The organism is Rhodococcus sp. IEGM1339 (assembly GCF_050321925.1).
GTDB lineage: Bacteria > Actinomycetota > Actinomycetes > Mycobacteriales > Mycobacteriaceae > Rhodococcus > Rhodococcus pyridinivorans.
In genome coordinates this window covers 26,294-42,814 of the sequence record NZ_JBNQFT010000017.1, presented here as the reverse complement: position 1 = coordinate 42,814, position 16,521 = coordinate 26,294, and the positions used below count along the sequence as shown (strand labels likewise).

14 protein-coding genes and 1 pseudogene are annotated in these 16,521 nt (G+C 68.9%); 10 read left to right on the top strand and 5 right to left on the bottom strand.

From position 1 onward, the window contains the following. Window positions 1-93: 93 nt before the first annotated feature. Window positions 94-1,239: an MFS transporter gene (locus ACQR3U_RS15830; protein ID WP_230810851.1), complete on the bottom strand. Its 1,146-nt coding sequence runs from the start codon at window positions 1,237-1,239 to the stop codon at window positions 94-96. Next, window positions 1,236-2,135, bottom strand: a complete 900-nt coding sequence (locus tag ACQR3U_RS15825) for a PAC2 family protein (protein ID WP_006552160.1) — start codon at window positions 2,133-2,135, stop codon at window positions 1,236-1,238. The genes ACQR3U_RS15830 and ACQR3U_RS15825 overlap by 4 nt, the downstream gene beginning before the upstream one ends. A 51-nt stretch (window positions 2,136-2,186) precedes the next feature. Between ACQR3U_RS15825 and metH the strand changes: the two genes are divergently transcribed. From metH to hisG, 6 genes are all read left to right on the top strand, one after another. Continuing rightward, window positions 2,187-5,756: a methionine synthase gene (gene metH, locus ACQR3U_RS15820; RefSeq protein ID WP_033098342.1), complete on the top strand. Its 3,570-nt coding sequence runs from the start codon at window positions 2,187-2,189 to the stop codon at window positions 5,754-5,756. Then, entirely contained in the window at window positions 5,749-6,456 is a 708-nt protein-coding gene (locus ACQR3U_RS15815; protein ID WP_230810850.1) for an HAD family hydrolase, read from the top strand. The genes metH and ACQR3U_RS15815 overlap by 8 nt, the downstream gene beginning before the upstream one ends. Window position 6,457: 1 nt before the next feature. Beyond that, window positions 6,458-7,318, top strand: coding sequence for a rhodanese-related sulfurtransferase (locus ACQR3U_RS15810; RefSeq protein ID WP_230810849.1), 861 nt, complete (start codon window positions 6,458-6,460; stop codon window positions 7,316-7,318). Window positions 7,319-7,322: 4 nt separating this feature from the next. Further along, window positions 7,323-8,210 carry a pseudouridine synthase gene (locus tag ACQR3U_RS15805; RefSeq protein ID WP_039586093.1) on the top strand — a complete coding sequence of 296 codons (888 nt, stop codon included), beginning with the start codon at window positions 7,323-7,325 and terminating at the stop codon, window positions 8,208-8,210. 40 nt (window positions 8,211-8,250) lie between these two features. Beyond that, window positions 8,251-8,532: a phosphoribosyl-ATP diphosphatase gene (locus ACQR3U_RS15800; protein WP_170318512.1), complete on the top strand. Its 282-nt coding sequence runs from the start codon at window positions 8,251-8,253 to the stop codon at window positions 8,530-8,532. A gap of 93 nt (window positions 8,533-8,625) precedes the next feature. Then, the gene (gene hisG / locus ACQR3U_RS15795; protein ID WP_006552165.1) at window positions 8,626-9,489 is read left to right on the top strand and encodes an ATP phosphoribosyltransferase; all 864 of its coding nucleotides are present in this window, start codon (window positions 8,626-8,628) and stop codon (window positions 9,487-9,489) included. A 41-nt stretch (window positions 9,490-9,530) separates the two neighbouring features. On the opposite strand, the gene ACQR3U_RS15790 is transcribed toward hisG, so the two are convergent. Both ACQR3U_RS15790 and ACQR3U_RS15785 read right to left on the bottom strand, forming a co-directional pair. Continuing rightward, window positions 9,531-10,370, bottom strand: a complete 840-nt coding sequence (locus ACQR3U_RS15790; RefSeq protein ID WP_019289519.1) for a thioesterase family protein — start codon at window positions 10,368-10,370, stop codon at window positions 9,531-9,533. Continuing rightward, window positions 10,367-11,242 carry a RecB family exonuclease gene (locus ACQR3U_RS15785; RefSeq protein ID WP_033098346.1) on the bottom strand — a complete coding sequence of 292 codons (876 nt, stop codon included), beginning with the start codon at window positions 11,240-11,242 and terminating at the stop codon, window positions 10,367-10,369. The genes ACQR3U_RS15790 and ACQR3U_RS15785 overlap by 4 nt, the downstream gene beginning before the upstream one ends. A gap of 88 nt (window positions 11,243-11,330) precedes the next feature. Between ACQR3U_RS15785 and ACQR3U_RS15780 the strand changes: the two genes are divergently transcribed. Beyond that, a complete protein-coding gene (locus ACQR3U_RS15780; RefSeq protein ID WP_230810848.1) occupies window positions 11,331-12,182 on the top strand; it encodes a tRNA (adenine-N1)-methyltransferase in 852 nt (283 codons plus the stop codon). Between the two features lie 21 nt (window positions 12,183-12,203). Here ACQR3U_RS15780 and ACQR3U_RS15775 read toward each other — a convergent pair whose 3' ends face one another. Continuing rightward, window positions 12,204-12,683 (bottom strand): hypothetical protein, encoded by a 480-nt coding sequence (locus ACQR3U_RS15775; protein WP_033098348.1) that lies wholly within the window; start codon window positions 12,681-12,683, stop codon window positions 12,204-12,206. 187 nt (window positions 12,684-12,870) lie between these two features. Here ACQR3U_RS15775 and arc point away from each other — a divergent pair, with 187 nt between their 5' ends. From arc to dop, 3 genes and pseudogenes are all read left to right on the top strand, one after another. Beyond that, window positions 12,871-14,640, top strand: coding sequence for a proteasome ATPase (gene arc, locus ACQR3U_RS15770; protein WP_428692129.1), 1,770 nt, complete (start codon window positions 12,871-12,873; stop codon window positions 14,638-14,640). A 92-nt stretch (window positions 14,641-14,732) separates the two neighbouring features. After that, window positions 14,733-14,855 (top strand): annotated as a pseudogene (locus ACQR3U_RS15765) (nitroreductase family deazaflavin-dependent oxidoreductase); the annotation flags it as partial. Window positions 14,856-14,973: 118 nt separating this feature from the next. After that, entirely contained in the window at window positions 14,974-16,467 is a 1,494-nt protein-coding gene (gene dop, locus ACQR3U_RS15760; RefSeq protein WP_006552172.1) for a depupylase/deamidase Dop, read from the top strand. Window positions 16,468-16,521 lie beyond the last annotated feature (54 nt).

The window sequence follows — 16,521 nt, the reverse complement described above, 5'->3', positions numbered from 1 at the left end:
TAGAAAATCAGAATCTATCCTCCTTCAGGACCTACTCACCACACAGCGGGGCACCAGCTACCAACCACCAAACTTGCCAGGAGAACGTCGGTGTCAGCGGCTCGATGCCTCAGGGCGTCGAGTCATGGCCAGGGGAACGAGCACACCGAGCAGCGCGGCAGGCAGCAGAAACGCGAGGACCGGGTCGGCGCCGTACACCGGCGTCAGCAGGAGAGGGGAGAAGGCCGCACCGCCGAAGCGGAAGGCCTGCACGACGGACACCGCGCCACCGCGGTTGCCGCCCGGCCCACCGAGCACCGCGGCGTTGACCCCGACGAGGATGAACTGCGAAGCGATACCTGCCAGGAACCACGCGACGCCGAGCACGACGAGCCACGGGACGGTACCGACGACCACCACCAGCGCTGCGCCGCTCACCGTGCCGATGAGCACGATCGCGCGGGCACCGACGCGGTCGATGAGCATCCCGACCGGCCGGGAACTGAGGATGCCGGCGAGTCCGAACACGGTGAGTACCACGCCGCGTTCGGACGGGGACAACCCGAAGTCGTCCTCGACCCGGAAGGCGAGGAGGAATCCGAGTCCGCCGAGCGCACCCCAACCGAGCAATGCGACCAGCCCGATACGCAGGACGCGCGGGGTCAGCGCGTCGCGCAGTCGGACCCGAGTGGTACCGGACGGGTCGTCGCGCACCGATTCGGGCAGGCCGGCGAGCGCCAGGAGCAGCGCGGCGCCGGCAAGCACGACGAACGCCCATCTCCAGCTCACCTCGGCGGCGAGACCGCCGATCAGTGGGGCGACGGTTTGGCCGGCGGCCTGCATCGCCCCGAACAATCCGAGAGCGCGGCCGAGCCTGTCCTTCGGGGTGATAACGGCCAGCGCCGCGAGCAGCAGCGGAGTGGTGAACGCGTTGGCCGCGCCCTGCAGCATGCGGGTGCCGATGAGCACCGAGAAGGTCGGCGCCAGCGCCGCGGCGATCGAGACCGCCGCGTAGACGAGATAGGCGGTGCGCACGGTGCGGACGCGTCCCCACCGTGCGCCGAGCGTGCCGGAGAACAGCATCGCGGCGGCGAACACACCGAGATAGGCGGTGACCGTCGTCGCGGCTGTGCCGGTGGACACACCGGTGTCGGCGCCGATCTCCGGCAGCATCGACACGACGACACTGCCGCCGAAGGGACCGAGGAAGCCGCCCGCGTACAGCGCCGTGCGCTGCAGCGGTTCGCGCAGATCCCTCACTTGTTGAAGCCGCCGGGGCCCCGTCGCCGCAGATAGCGTTCGAACTCGGCGGCGAGGGCGTCGCCGTCGATCTTGGCGATGACCTCGGAGATGTCCTCCTCGGCCTCGGCGTCGCCGCGCTCCTCGAGGGTGCGCACGTACTCGGCGATCTCCTCGTCGTCCTCGATCATGTCGGTGACGGTCTGTTCCCACTCCTCGGCGAGGAGGGGGAGTTCGCCAAGGGGCACCTCGAGGTCGAGGACGTCCTCGACGCGGCGCAGCAGCGCCACGGTGGCCTTGGGGTTCGGCGGGTTGGACACATAGTGGGGGATCGCCGCCCAGAACGACACCGCGGGGATGCCCGCGCGGACGAAGGCGTCCTGCAGCACGCCGGTGATCCCGGTGGGTCCTTCGTAGCGGGAGGTCTGCAGCTTGAAGCGTTCGGCGGCCTCGGAGCTGTAGGCGGTGCCGGTCACCGGGACCGGGCGGGTGTGCGGGGTGTCGGCGAGTAGTGCGCCGAGCAGGACGACGGTGTGGACCTCGAACTCGTCGACGAGTTCGATGATGGCGTCGCAGAAGCTGCGCCAGCGCATGCTCGGCTCGATGCCGTGCAGGAGGACGATGTCGCGGTCGCTGCCGGGCGGGGAGCACAGCGACAGCCGGGTGGTGGGCCAGTCGATCTCGCGGGTGACCCCGTCGACGAGCCGCACCTGCGGCCGGTTGACCTGGTAGTCGTAGTACTCCTCGGAGTCCAGCTCCGCGAACGGCTCGGCGTCCCAGATCAACTCGAGGTGTTCGACGGCGCCGCTGGCGGCGTCGCCGGCGTCGTTCCACCCTTCGAAGGCGGCGACGAGCACCGGATCGCGCAGGACGGGGACGTCCTGGTCCGGGGTCTCGGGAAACTCTGGTGTACTCACTCGTCCAGCCTACGACCCGGCCCGATCCGGGCGCCCACTAGTCTGAAGGGCATGTCCACCCCACTTCATTCTGTCCTGCTCGATGCGCTGAGCCAGCGCGTTGTCATCGGAGACGGGGCGATGGGCACCATGTTGCAGGCCGCGGATCTGTCGCTCGACGACTTCCGCGGTTTGGAGGGGTGCAACGAGATCCTCAACGAATCTCGTCCCGATGTGATCCGGGGGATCCACCGGGCGTACTTCGAGGCCGGCGCCGATGTCGTCTCGACGAACACCTTCGGCTGCAACCTGCCCAACCTCGCCGACTACGACATCGCCGACCGCATCCGTGAGCTGTCCGAGCTCGGTACCCGCCTCGCCCGCGAGGTCGCCGACGAGATGGGTCCCGGCGCCGACGGCATGGCCCGGATGGTGATCGGGTCGATGGGTCCGGGTACGAAGCTGCCCACCCTCGGCCACGCGCCGTTCGCTGCGCTGCGCGACGCCTACGGTGAGGCGGCGCTGGGCATGCTCGACGGTGGTGCCGACGCGATCCTGGTGGAGACCTGTCAGGACCTGTTGCAGGCGAAGGCCGCGATCATCGGTAGCAAGCGGGCGATGGAGCAGGCCGGTCGCCGGATCCCGATCGTTACCCACGTGACAGTGGAGACCACCGGCACGATGCTGCTCGGTTCCGAGATCGGTGCCGCGCTGACCGCCCTCGAGCCGCTCGGCATCGACCTGATCGGGTTGAACTGCGCGACCGGTCCGGCGGAGATGAGCGAGCACCTGCGGTATCTGTCGCAGCACGCGACGATCCCGGTGTCGGTGATGCCGAATGCGGGTCTGCCGGTGCTGGGCGCGAACGGCGCCGAGTACCCGCTGCAGCCGGAGGAGCTCGCCGAGGCCCTGGCAGGTTTCGTCTCCGAGTACGGGTTGACCTTCGTCGGTGGCTGCTGCGGCACCACCCCCGAGCACATCCGGCAGGTTGCGGCGGCGGTGCGGGGGGTGCAGCCGGCGCCGCGCGCCGCGCAGCCGGAGCCGGGTGTGTCGTCGCTGTATACCTCGGTGCCGTTCGAGCAGGACGCGTCGATCCTGATGATCGGTGAGCGGACCAACACGAACGGGTCGAAGGCGTTCCGGGAGGCGATGCTCGCCGCGGACTGGCAGAAGTGCCTGGACATCGCGAAGGATCAGATCCGCGACGGTGCGCACATGCTTGATCTGAACGTCGACTATGTCGGGCGTGACGGGGCGGCGGACATGGCGGAGCTGGCGTCGCGGTTCGCGACGTCGTCGACGTTGCCGATCATGATCGACTCGACGGAGCCGGACGTGATCAAGGCGGGTCTCGAGCATCTCGGTGGTCGGTGTGCGGTGAACTCGGTGAACTACGAGGACGGCGACGGTCCGGGTTCGCGGTTCGAGCGGATCATGGAGCACGTCGTCGAGCACGGCGCGGCGGTGGTCGCGTTGACGATCGACGAGGAGGGCCAGGCCCGCACCGCCGAGCACAAGGTGCGCATCGCCGAGCGGTTGATCGCGGATCTGACCGGTCGGTGGGGGTTGTCGCCGCAGGACATCATCGTCGATGCGTTGACCTTCCCGATCTCGACGGGTCAGGAGGAGGTGCGGCGCGATGCGATCGAGACGATCGAGGCGATCCGCCGCCTCCACGAGACGCATCCGGAGGTGCACTTCACGCTGGGCATCTCGAATGTGTCGTTCGGTCTGAATCCGGCGGCGCGGCAGGTGTTGAACTCGGTGTTCCTGAACGAGTGCACCGCGGCGGGTCTGGATACGGCGATCGTGCACGCGTCGAAGATTCTGCCGATGGCGCGGATCCCGGAGGAACAGCGGCAGGTCGCGCTGGATCTGGTGTACGACCGGCGCAGCGAGGGTTACGACCCGCTGCAGAAGCTGATGGAGCTGTTCGAGGGGGTGTCGGCGGCGTCGGCACGCGAGTCGCGGGCGCAGGAGCTGGCGGCGTTGCCGCTGTTCGAGCGGCTCGAGCGGCGCATCGTCGACGGCGAGCGCAACGGTCTCGAGGACGATCTGACCGAGGCGATGAGGACCACCCCGCCGCTGGCGATCATCAACGACACGCTGCTGTCGGGCATGAAGACTGTCGGTGAGCTGTTCGGGTCGGGTCAGATGCAGTTGCCGTTCGTGCTGCAGTCCGCCGAAGTGATGAAGACCGCGGTGGCGTTCCTCGAGCCGCACATGGAGTCGACGGGCGACGAGGGCAAGGGCCGGATCGTGCTGGCGACGGTCAAGGGCGATGTGCACGACATCGGCAAGAACCTCGTGGACATCATCCTGTCGAACAACGGCTACGAGGTGGTCAACCTCGGCATCAAGCAGCCGATCGCGACGATCCTCGACGCGGCGGTGGACAAGCGCGCCGATGTGATCGGCATGTCGGGTCTGCTGGTGAAGTCGACGGTGGTGATGAAGGAGAACCTCGAGGAGCTCAACTCCCGCGGGGTCGCGGAGCAGTTCCCGGTGTTGCTCGGTGGTGCGGCGCTGACCCGCAGTTACGTCGAGAACGATCTGGCGGAGGTCTACGAGGGCAAGGTGTCCTACGCGCGCGATGCGTTCGAGGGTCTGTCGCTGATGGACCGGGTCATGGCCGAGAAGCGCGGTGAGGGTCCGGCGCCGGACAGTCCGGAGGCGATCGAGGCCGCCCGCAAGGCCGCCGAGCGCAAGGAGCGGCACGAGCGCAGCAAGCGGATCGCGGAGAAGCGCAAGGCCGCGGAAACGCCGGCGGAGATCCCCGAGCGCAGTGACGTCGCGAAGGATCTGCCGGTGCCGACGCCGCCGTTCTGGGGCACCCGGGTGATCAAGGGCATCCCGCTGGCCGACTATGCGGCGCTGGTCGACGAGCGTGCGCTGTTCCTGGGGCAGTGGGGCCTGCGCGGGCAGCGCGGTGGCGACGGCCCGAGCTACGAGGAGCTCGTGGAGACCGAGGGCCGGCCGCGGTTGCGGTACTGGCTGGACCGGTTGGCGACCGAGGGCATCCTGCAGCACGCGGCGGTGGTGTACGGCTACTTCCCGGCGGTGTCCGAGGGTGACGACGTGGTGGTGCTGACCGAGCCGCGCCCGGATGCTCCCGAGCGTTACCGGTTCACCTTCCCGCGGCAGCAGCGTTCGCGGTTCCTGTGCATCGCCGATTTCGTGCGGTCGCGGGAGGATGCGCTCGCGTCGGGCCAGGTGGATGTGTGGCCGTTCCAGTTGGTGACGATGGGGCAGCCGATCGCGGACTTCGCGAACGAGTTGTTCGCGTCGAATTCGTACCGCGACTATCTCGAGGTGCACGGCATCGGTGTGCAGCTGACCGAGGCGCTGGCCGAGTACTGGCATCGGCGGGTGCGGCAGGAGCTGGCGTTCGCCGAGGGCGGCACGGCCGCGGACGAGGATCCGGAGGAGGTCGCGGAGTACTTCAAGCTTGCCTACCGCGGTGCCCGGTTCGCGTTCGGTTACGGCGCGTGCCCGAATCTCGAGGACCGCATCAAACTGGTCGAGCTGCTCGAACCCGAGCGGATCGGGGTGGAGCTGTCGGAGGAGCTGCAGTTGCATCCCGAGCAGTCCACCGATGCGTTCGTGCTGCACCACCCGGAGGCGAAGTACTTCAATGTCTGATCGGGTGGAGGCGCCGCTCGCGGTGCAGACCGGTGCGCTGCGGGCGGTGCTGTGGGACATGGACGGCACCCTGCTCGAATCGGAACGCTTGTGGGACATCGGGATGCACGAGTTGTCGTTGCATCTCGGTGGGCCGATGAGCGACGAGACCCGCATCTCCACGATCGGGGGGCCGATGGATCTGGCGGTGCTGCGCACCTTCGCCGGGTTGGGTCTGGAACCGACCCCGGACGAGGCGGCGGCTGCGGCGGCGTGGCTGACCGACTACATGGGCCGGTTGTTCGCCGACGGGCTCACGTGGCGGCCCGGCGCGCAGGCCGCGCTGCGCACCGTCCGCGAGGCGGGACTGCGGTCGGTGCTGGTGACCAACACCGAGCGGGCGTTGTGTGAGGTGGCCCTCGCGACCCTGGGCCGTGAGCATTTCGATCATTCGGTGTGTGGCGACGAGGTGCCGGCCGGCAAACCCGATCCGGCGCCCTACCGTCGGGCTGCGGAGTTGCTCGGTCTGGATCCGGCGCAGTGTCTGGCGGTGGAGGATTCCCCGACCGGGGCGGCCGCGGCGGATGCGGCCGGGTGCACGGTGCTGGTGGTGCCGTCACTGGTGGATGTGCCCGGCTCGGAGCGGCGGGTGTTCCGGTCCACACTCGAGGGGTTGAGCGCCGAGGATCTGCACGAGCTGCACGGTGCGGGGGTGCCCTGAGGTGGCGGTCCCGAAGATCGTGCTGTTCTACAAGTTCACCCCGTTGCCCGACCCGGAGGCGATCCGGTTGTGGCAGCACACCCTCGCGTCGTCGCTGAGGTTGACCGGGCGGATTCTCATCTCGGAGCACGGCATCAACGGCACCGTCGGCGGTGACATCGCCGACGTGAAGAAGTACGTGCGTGGCTTGCGCGGTTATGCGGCCTTCAAGGACACCGATATCAAGTGGTCCGACGGCACCGGCGACGACTTTCCGCGGCTGTCGGTGAAGGTACGTCCGGAGATCGTGACGTTCGGGGTGCCCGACGAGGTGAAGGTCGACGAGAACGGCATCGTCGACGGCGGCACCCATCTGTCGCCGCACGGCGTGCACGAGCTGGTCGCCGAGCGCGGCGACGAGGTGGTGTTCTTCGACGGCCGCAACCGCTTCGAGGCGCAGATCGGCCGGTTCCGGGATGCGATCGTGCCGGATGTCGCCACGACCCGCGATTTCGTCGCCGAGCTCGACAGCGGACGCTACGACCATCTCAAGAACCGCCCGGTGGTCACCTACTGCACCGGTGGGGTGCGCTGTGAGGTGCTGTCGGCGTTGATGCGCAATCGCGGGTTCGAAGAGGTCTACCAGCTCGACGGAGGCATCGTCCGCTACGGCGAGACCTTCGGAGACGAGGGCCTGTGGGAGGGTTCGCTGTACGTCTTCGACGGGCGGATGAACGTCGAGTTCAGCGCCGAGGCGCCGGTGATCGGCCGCTGCACCCTGTGCGGGACGCCGACCTCGCGGTACCGGAATCATCCGGATCTCCACGGCCGGGAGTTGACTCTGGTGTGCGAGGGCTGCGTCCCGGACCTCGTGGAGGCGTAGACCGGTGCGTGCTGCACCGCTGCCGGTGCGCGACGGGCTCGGCCCCGACCGCATCCGGATGCCCGCCGATGCCGACGCGGCCACGATCGTCGAGTTCCTGCAGGCCGGCCACCCCGAGGAGGACTGGGCGGCGCACATGGGGGCGGGAGAGTTGGTCGACGAGCACGGCCGCCGCGTCGATGCGTGCACGCCGTATCAGCCGACGCGGTTCGTGTACTTCTACCGCGATCCGCCGCCGGAGGTGCCGGTGCCGTTCCCGGTGCGCGTGTTGCATCGGGAGGACGGTCTCGTGGTGGTGGACAAGCCGCATTTCCTGGCGACGATCCCGCGCGGAGCGCACATCCGCGAGTCGGTGGTGGTGCGGTTGCGGCGCGAGCTGGAGTTGCCGCATCTGGTGCCGGTGCACCGGCTCGACCGGATGACCGCCGGGGTGCTGCTGTGCACGACGGATCCGGCATGGCGGCGGCCCTATCAGGAGCTGTTCGAGCGTCAGCGGGTGCGCAAGGTGTACGAGGCGGTCGCCGGTTATCGGTCCGACCTGTCGTTCCCGCAGGTGGTGCGCACGCGGATCGTCAAGCGGCACGGGGAGCCGACGGCCGAGCAGTTCGCCGACGAACCGAATTCGGAGACGCGCATCGAGCTGGTCGAGCGGCGTGGGGAGCTGGCCCGTTACCGGTTGTTCCCGCGCACCGGTCGCACCCACCAGCTGCGGCTGCATCTGGCGTCGTTGGGGGTGCCGATCGTGGGGGACAACTTCTATCCGTGGTTCCGGCGGCGCGCCGCGGACGATTTCACCGATCCGCTGCGGTTGCTGGCGCGGTCGCTGGAGTTCACCGATCCGATCAGCGGGGTGGAGCGGCGGTTCGTCAGCGGGCGGGAACTCGAGTTCTGAGCGAGGGTTGGTGTCCTGGCTGTGGGGCCGGTGGCGGGGCATGAAACAATCGACCCCTGTGAAGACCTTCGATTCCCTGTTCGCCGAGCTGTCCGAACGCGCCGCGACCCGCCCCGAGGGCTCCGGCACCGTCGCCGCCCTGGACGCCGGCGTGCATTTCCAGGGCAAGAAGGTACTCGAAGAGGCCGGTGAGGTGTGGATCGCCGCCGAGTACCAGTCCGACGAGGAACTGTCCGAGGAGATTTCGCAGCTGCTGTACTGGGTGCAGGTGCTGATGGTGGGGCGGGGTCTGAAGCTCGAGGACGTCTACAAGCATCTGTGACGGCCGGTGGCCCGCTGTGCCGGTGCCGCCGTCCGTGCCCCCTGTAGATCCCTTCCTCGCTTCTGCTCGTCGTTCGAAAGGACCCAATCCGTCATGCTGCGCGTCGCAGTCCCCAACAAAGGTTCGCTGTCCGAGTCCGCCGCCGAGATCCTGCAGGAGGCCGGCTACCGTCGGCGCACCGACTCGCGGGATCTGACGGTCATCGACCCGGTCAACGACGTCGAGTTCTTCTTCCTGCGGCCGAAGGACATCGCGATCTACGTCGGTTCCGGCGAGCTGGATCTGGGGATCACCGGCCGCGACCTGGCGATGGATTCGGGGGCTCCGGTCACCGAGCGGTTGTCGCTGGGCTTCGGGTCCTCGCGTTTCCGGTACGCCGCGCCGAAGGGCCGCGACTGGTCGGTCGAGGATCTGCAGGGTCTGCGCATCGCCACCTCGTACGCGAATCTGGTGCGTCGTGATCTCGCCGCCCGCGGCATCGAGGCCGAGGTGATCCGGCTCGACGGTGCGGTGGAAATCTCCATCCAGCTCGGGGTCGCCGACGCGATCGCCGATGTGGTCGGCTCGGGCCGGACGTTGCGGCAGCACGATCTCGTCGCCTTCGGCGAGTCGTTGTGCGATTCGGAGGGTGTGCTGATCGAGCGGGAGGATTCGGATCGCTCGGATCGGGCCCGCAACCAGCTGATCGCCCGTCTCGAGGGTGTGGTCTTCGCGCAGCAGTACGTGATGATCGATTACGACTGCCCGAAGCACCTGCTCGAGCAGGCCGTGCAGGTCACGCCCGGTCTCGAGTCGCCGACGATCTCGCCGTTGGCGAACGAGAATTCGGTGGCGGTGCGGGCGATGGTGCCGCGCAAGGGCCACAACGCGGTGATGGACCGGCTCGCCGAGATCGGTGCCCGCGCGATCCTCGCGTCGAACATCCGCTCGTGCCGGGCGATGCGCGCCCCCGAATAGACGCGCACCGATCCCGCCATCTTCCGGTGCGGTCCCGCTGATCAGCGGGACCGCACCTGCACGTTCTGGGCGATGCGGCCGAGCGCGCCGGTCTCGTCGTAGAGCAGACCGGCGGTCATGCCGACCCCGTCGGGTCCGACGGACATCTCCGCGGCGATCCCCACCCAGTCCTGTTCGCGGAACTCGGGGGCGCGGAACAGGTGCACGGTCAGTTCGGTGTTGAGGAAGGTGTACTCGCGGGGGTCGAGTTTGGATCCGACACCGTTGGCGACGTCGGCGACGCTCATCAACCGGTCGAGCCCGCTGGGGGTTTCGCCTTCCACGAGGGCGATCTCGCTGCGCACCCACGCCGACGACAGGCCGGGAGCGCCGAAGGGGACGATGATGCGCCATTCGACGGTGTCGATGTAGCCGCCCTTCCAGAAGACGTGCGGGGCGGTGGCTTCGAAGTGGTCGGGGGCGGGCAGCGGGGTTTCGGAGGTCCGCGCGACCTGCGGCAGGTCGATGGTTTCGAGGCGCCAGCCGGTGCCGCGCGCCACCGGGCGGTCGGTGCCGTCGGGGGCGGTGGTCCACAATTCGGCGACGACCAGTTCGATGCGGCGACCGGGTCGTTCGATGTGGGTGCGCACCTCGAGGTCGGTGAGGGGGACGGGGCCTAGCAGTTCGACGGTGAGCCGGCTCAGGCGGGTGTCGGGGCGGGGCCGGTGCCGGTCGATGGCGCGGGCGAGCAGCGCCGAGGGTGGGGCGCCGTGCTGCAGGTGCGGTCCCCAGGTGCTGACGGTGTGTTCGGTGGGGCGGAACACCGCGATCTCGACGTCGTCGACCGGGCCGGTGGGGGTGGTCGGCCGGGGGACCGGCACGTAGTAGGCGGCGTCGCTCACTCGGGATTCTCCTGCTGCTCGATGCGGTGGGGCGCGCCCGGTGTCGATTGCGTCGCAACGCCGTCGGCGGGATACGGCGGTGGGGTACCGCCGAACGCCGGGCACAATGCCCGATGATCGCACCACCGGCAGCCGGGACCGGGATTGGGGCGGAAGTCGCCGCTGGCGCGCAACTGCCGGATCGTCGCCCACATCGCCCGCACGATCCGTTCGAAGCGGCGCAGTTCCTCGGGGTCGGGCCGGTAGTGCAGCACCTGACCGTCGCCGAGATACAGCAGCCGCAGCGAGGCCGGGACGATGCCGCGTTGCCGCCACACGATCAGCGCGTAGAACTTCAGCTGGAACAGCGCCGCCCGCTCGCCGCGCGGGGACGGGGCGCGGCCGGTCTTGTAGTCGACGACATGCACCGCACCGGTGGCGTCGACATCGAGGCGGTCGATGATGCCGCGCAGCGGGACGTCGCCGTCGAGGGTGGTCTCCACCCGCAGTTCGCAGCCGTCGGCGGTGACCGCGGTGGGGTCCTCGACGGTGAAGTAGGTGTCCAGCAGCGCGGCGGCCTCGGCGAGGAACCCCGCGTCGTCGGTGTCCACGCCCAGATCGGGGGTGGCGGCGAGGACCCGGGCCAGGGCGTCGGGCAGCAGGGTCTGCGCGGCGGTGGCGGTGCGGGCCGGTCCGTCGAGGCCGAACAACGCTTCGAGGGCGGCGTGCACGACGGTGCCGCGTGCCTGGGCGCGGGTCGGGGGTGCGGTGAGCCGGTCGACGGCCTTGAAGCGGTAGAGCAGCGGGCAGCGGGTGAAGTCGGCGGCCCGGGAGGGGGACAGGGCGACCGGCCGCGTCGTGTCGGTGGGGGGTGTGGGCGCAGCTGTGGTCACACCTGGCAGGCTAGGACGCGGGTCCGACACGGTGCCGGACCCACGTGCCCGATCCCGGGTGCGGGCTGGAACGAAGGTGGACACGGCGATGGCAGTAGGCGGACTCGGGCGCAGCGGACCCTTCCAGGTGGGGGACCGGGTGCAGTTGACCGACGCCAAGGGCCGCAAGTACACCGTGGTGCTCGAACCGGGCAAGGAGTTCCACACCCATCGCGGCGGGATCCTGCACGACGATCTGATCGGCACCGACGAGGGTGTGGTGGTCACCTCCACCAACGGCACCCCCTATCTGGCGTTGCGTCCGCTGCTCGTCGACTATGTGATGTCGATGCCGCGCGGTGCGCAGGTGATCTACCCGAAGGACGCCGCGCAGATCGTGCAGGAGGGCGACATCTTTCCCGGCGCGACGGTGCTCGAGGCCGGCGCCGGTTCCGGCGCGCTGACGTGTTCGCTGCTGCGCGCCGTCGGCGAGAGCGGCCGGGTGATCTCCTACGAGGTGCGCGAGGACCATCTCGAATACGCCGAGCGCAATGTCGACACCTTCTTCGGGCAGCGCCCGGCGAACTGGGCGACGGTGCTCGGGGATCTGGCGGACTACGACGTCGAGAAGTACGGCCGCGTCGACCGGGTGGTGCTGGACATGCTCGCCCCCTGGGATGTGCTCGAGACGGTGAAGAAGGCGCTGGTGCCCGGCGGGGTGCTCATCGTCTATGTGGCGACGACGACGCAGCTGTCGCGGGTGGTCGAGGCGATGCGGGAGCAGACCTGCTGGACCGAGCCGCGTTCGTGGGAGTCGATGGTGCGCGGCTGGCACGTGGTGGGGCTGGCGGTGCGGCCGGAGCATCGGATGCAGGGGCACACGGCGTTCCTGGTCAGTGCCCGGCGCCTGCAGGACGGGGTGCAGACCCCGAAGCCGCAGCGCCGGCCCAGCAAGGGCTGAGCCGACGCCGACCCACAGGGGTTATTCGCAGCTGAGCGTGCCCGCGGCCAGGATCGAGCAGGCGCTCTCGTCGGCGATGACCCAGGTGCCGTCGATCTGCTCGAAGGTCAGCGGCATCGGGGCGCCGCCGTGCGGGCCGGCGACCTCGGTGGTCGCGGTGACGGTGTCGGCGTCGACCGTGGTGATCTCGCCGACGGTGCCGGTGAGCGGGTAGCCGGCGAGCACACCGGTGAACTGATCGAGCACGGCGGTGCGCGCGGTGCCGTTCTCCACGACCGCGGCACGGTCCTCGGTGGTGGCGGCCGGGTCGAAGAACACGTCGATCTGTTCCTGCAGTTGCTCGACGGTGACCGCGGCGGTCACGGTGGTGCTGGTGGTCGTCGTTGCGCTGGTCGTGGCAGCGGTGTCGTCGCCGGCGTCGTCGGAGCTGCAGCCGGTCAGGGCGGTGAGGGCGGCGATCGCGGTGGCGGCGCAGAGTGTGCGAACTGGACGTGGGGTCACGGAGGAGTACCTTTCGAGAGAAACGGTCGACGCACGATATTTAGGGGAGCCTAACAGCGTGCCGGAGGTGCGGCGCCATGGCGCGCCCCACGCGCGACACATGTTCGGAACACGACTGTTTCGTGTCCTCCCCCATGTGGGGCGATGTCCCGGTAGCGTGGAATGACCGACAGTGGAGGGAGTCGCTATGAGCTCGTCAGAGAAGCCGGATGCGGTTGCGGCGGCACGCGAAATCGAAGAGTTGCGCGCAGAGGTGGCGACCTTGCGTCGTCGGCTCGGCGAACCGTCCGATCAGGTACGCGACCTCGAAGCCCGGCTCAAGTCCCTCACGGTCCGCAACGGCAAACTGCTCGAGACCCTCAAGGATGCGCGCCAGCAGCTGATCACGCTGCGCGAGGAGGTCGACCGGCTGGCCCAGCCGCCGAGCGGCTACGGGGTGCTGCTCGAGACGTTCGACGATCAGACCGTCGACGTGTTCACCTCGGGCCGCAAGATGCGGGTCGCGGTGTCCCCGAATCTCGAACTCGACACCTTCCGGCCCGGTCAGACGGTGCGGCTGAACGAGGCGTTGACCGTCGTGGAGGTCGGTGGTTTCGAACGCGTCGGCGAGATCACCACCCTGCGGGAGGTGCTCGCCGACGGCACCCGCGCGCTGGTGGTCGGGCACGCCGACGAGGAACGCATCGTGTGGCTGGCCGCCCCGCTCGCCGCGGCCGCCGCCGACGACAAGACCGATCTGCTCGTCGACGACGAGAACTCGTTCACGCTGCGCCCCGGTGATTCGTTGCTGGTCGACAGCAAGGCCGGCTACGCCTTCGAACGGATCCCCAAGGCCGAGGTCGAGGATCTCGTGCTCGAGGAGGTCCCGGACGTCGGCTACAGCGACATCGGCGGTCTGGGCCGGCAGATCGAGCAGATCCGCGACGCGGTGGAGCTGCCCTTCCTGCACAAGGACCTGTTCCGCGAGTACTCGCTGCGCCCGCCGAAGGGTGTGCTGCTGTACGGCCCGCCCGGTTGCGGTAAGACCCTGATCGCGAAGGCGGTCGCGAACTCGCTGGCGAAGAAGATCGCCGAGGCCCGCGGGGACGATTCGAAGGAAGCGAAGTCGTTCTTCCTGAACATCAAGGGCCCGGAGCTGCTGAACAAGTTCGTCGGTGAGACCGAACGGCACATCCGGTTGATCTTCCAGCGGGCCCGGGAGAAGGCGTCCGAGGGCACCCCGGTGATCGTGTTCTTCGACGAGATGGATTCGATCTTCCGCACCCGCGGTTCCGGTGTGTCCTCCGATGTGGAGACCACGGTGGTGCCGCAGCTGCTCGCCGAGATCGACGGTGTCGAAGGGCTCGAGAACGTCATCGTCATCGGCGCGTCGAACCGTGAGGACATGATCGACCCGGCGATCCTGCGGCCCGGCCGCCTCGACGTGAAGATCAAGATCGAGCGTCCGGACGCGGAGGCCGCGCAGGACATCTTCTCGAAGTACCTGACCGAGAGCCTGCCGGTGCACGCCGACGATCTCGCCGAATTCGGCGGCGATCGGGTCGCGTGCGTGCGGGCGATGATCGAGCGGGTCGTCGAGCGGATGTACGCCGAGTCCGAGGACAACCGTTTCCTCGAGGTCACCTACGCCAACGGCGACAAGGAGGTCCTGTACTTCAAGGACTTCAACTCCGGCGCGATGATCCAGAACATCGTCGACCGGGCGAAGAAGTATGCGATCAAGTCGGTGCTCGAGACCGGGGCGCCCGGTCTGCGGGTGCAGCACCTGCTCGATTCGATCGTCGACGAGTTCGCCGAGAACGAGGACCTGCCCAACACCACGAATCCGGACGACTGGGCCCGGATCTCGGGGAAGAAGGGCGAGCGGATCGTGTACATCCGCACCCTGGTCACCGGCAAGAACGCCAGCGCGAGCCGCGCGATCGACACCGAGTCGAACACCGGCCAGTACCTGTAGGAATCGACCCGCGACAATCGATCCGCGACGGCCGCGCCTTCCCTCCTCCGGAAGGTCCGGCCGTCGCGGCCTATCCAGGGGGAGGACCGACCGTGCCGTTGCCGCGCACCCTGGCCCGGTTCAACAAGATCGTCACCAACCGGGTCACCACCCCGTTCGCGCAGCTGCTGCCGGGCACCGCGGTGGTCGAGCATCGCGGGCGCCGCTCGGGCCGGGTGGCGCTGCAGGCGATCGGGGCGCACGGCTATCTGGACTGCACCCCGCAGCCGCACCGCTGACCGGTGGCGAGGCTGGTCACGACCGTGAGCGTCCGGATCGCCTAGGCTCGAGGGCATGCAGCGGATCATCGGTATCGAGGTCGAGTACGGGATCTCCTCACCCAACGAGCCATCGGCGAACCCGATCCTGACCTCCACGCAGGCGGTGCTGGCCTACGCGGCCGCCGAAGGGGTGCCGCGCGCCCGCCGCACCCGCTGGGACTACGAGGTCGAATCGCCCCTGCGCGACGCGCGGGGCTTCGATCTGGGGCGGTTCAACGGCCCGGCCCCGGTCATCGACGCCGACGAGGTCGGTGCCGCGAACATGATCCTCACCAACGGGGCGCGCCTGTACGTCGACCACGCCCACCCCGAATACTCCGCCCCGGAGGTCGCCGACCCCCTCGACGCGGTGATCTGGGACAAGGCCGGGGAACGGGTGATGGAGGCCGCCGCCCGGCACGCGTCGAGTGTGCCCGGCGCGCCGCGACTGCAGCTGTACAAGAACAATGTCGACGGCAAGGGCGCCTCCTACGGCACCCACGAGAACTACCTGATGGACCGCGAGACCCCGTTCTCCGCGGTGGTCGCGGGCCTGACCCCGTTCTTCGTCTCCCGGCAGGTCATCACCGGCTCCGGCCGGGTCGGGATCGGCCAGTCCGGTGACGAGCCCGGTTTCCAGCTCTCGCAGCGCGCCGACTACATCGAGGTCGAGGTCGGTCTCGAGACCACCCTCAAGCGCGGCATCATCAACACCCGCGACGAGCCGCACGCCGACGCCGACAAGTACCGGCGCCTGCACGTGATCATCGGCGATGCGAATCTGGCGGAGATGTCCACCTACCTCAAGGTCGGCACCACCGCGCTCGTGCTCGACCTGATCGAGGCCGGCATCGACCTGTCGGATCTGCAGCTCGCCCGCCCGGTCACCGCGGTGCACCACATCAGCCACGACCCGTCGCTGCGCAAGACCGTCGCGCTCGCCGACGGCCGGGAGCTGACAGGTCTGGCGCTGCAGCGGATCTACCACGAGCGGGTCGCGAAGTTCCACGACGGCACCGAGGACAAGCGGATCCTCGACATCCTCGACAAGTGGGCGATGGTGCTCGATCTGCTCGAACGCGACCCGATGGAATGCGCCGACCTGCTGGACTGGCCCGCGAAGCTGCGGCTGCTCGAGGGCTTCCGCAACCGCGAGGGACTGTCCTGGTCGGCGCCGCGCCTGCACATGGTCGACCTGCAGTACTCGGATGTGCGCCTGGACAAGGGCCTGTACAACCGCCTCGTGGCCCGCGGGTCGATGCAGCGGCTGGTGTCCGAGCAGCAGGTCCTCGATGCGGTGCACACCCCGCCTTCGGACACCCGCGCCTACTTCCGCGGTGAGTGCCTGCGCCGTTTCGGTGCCGATATCGCGGCGGCGAGCTGGGATTCGGTGATCTTCGATCTCGGTCGCGAATCGTTGGTGCGCATCCCGACGCTCGAGCCGCTGCGTGGCAGCCGCGCGCATGTCGGGGAGCTGCTCGAGACTGCGCAGTCGGCGGCGGAACTGGTCGATCAGCTCACTCACTGACCACCCCTCCCGGCGGAGGGCGGTGGCCGGATCACAGGCCGCGAGTACGCGTGT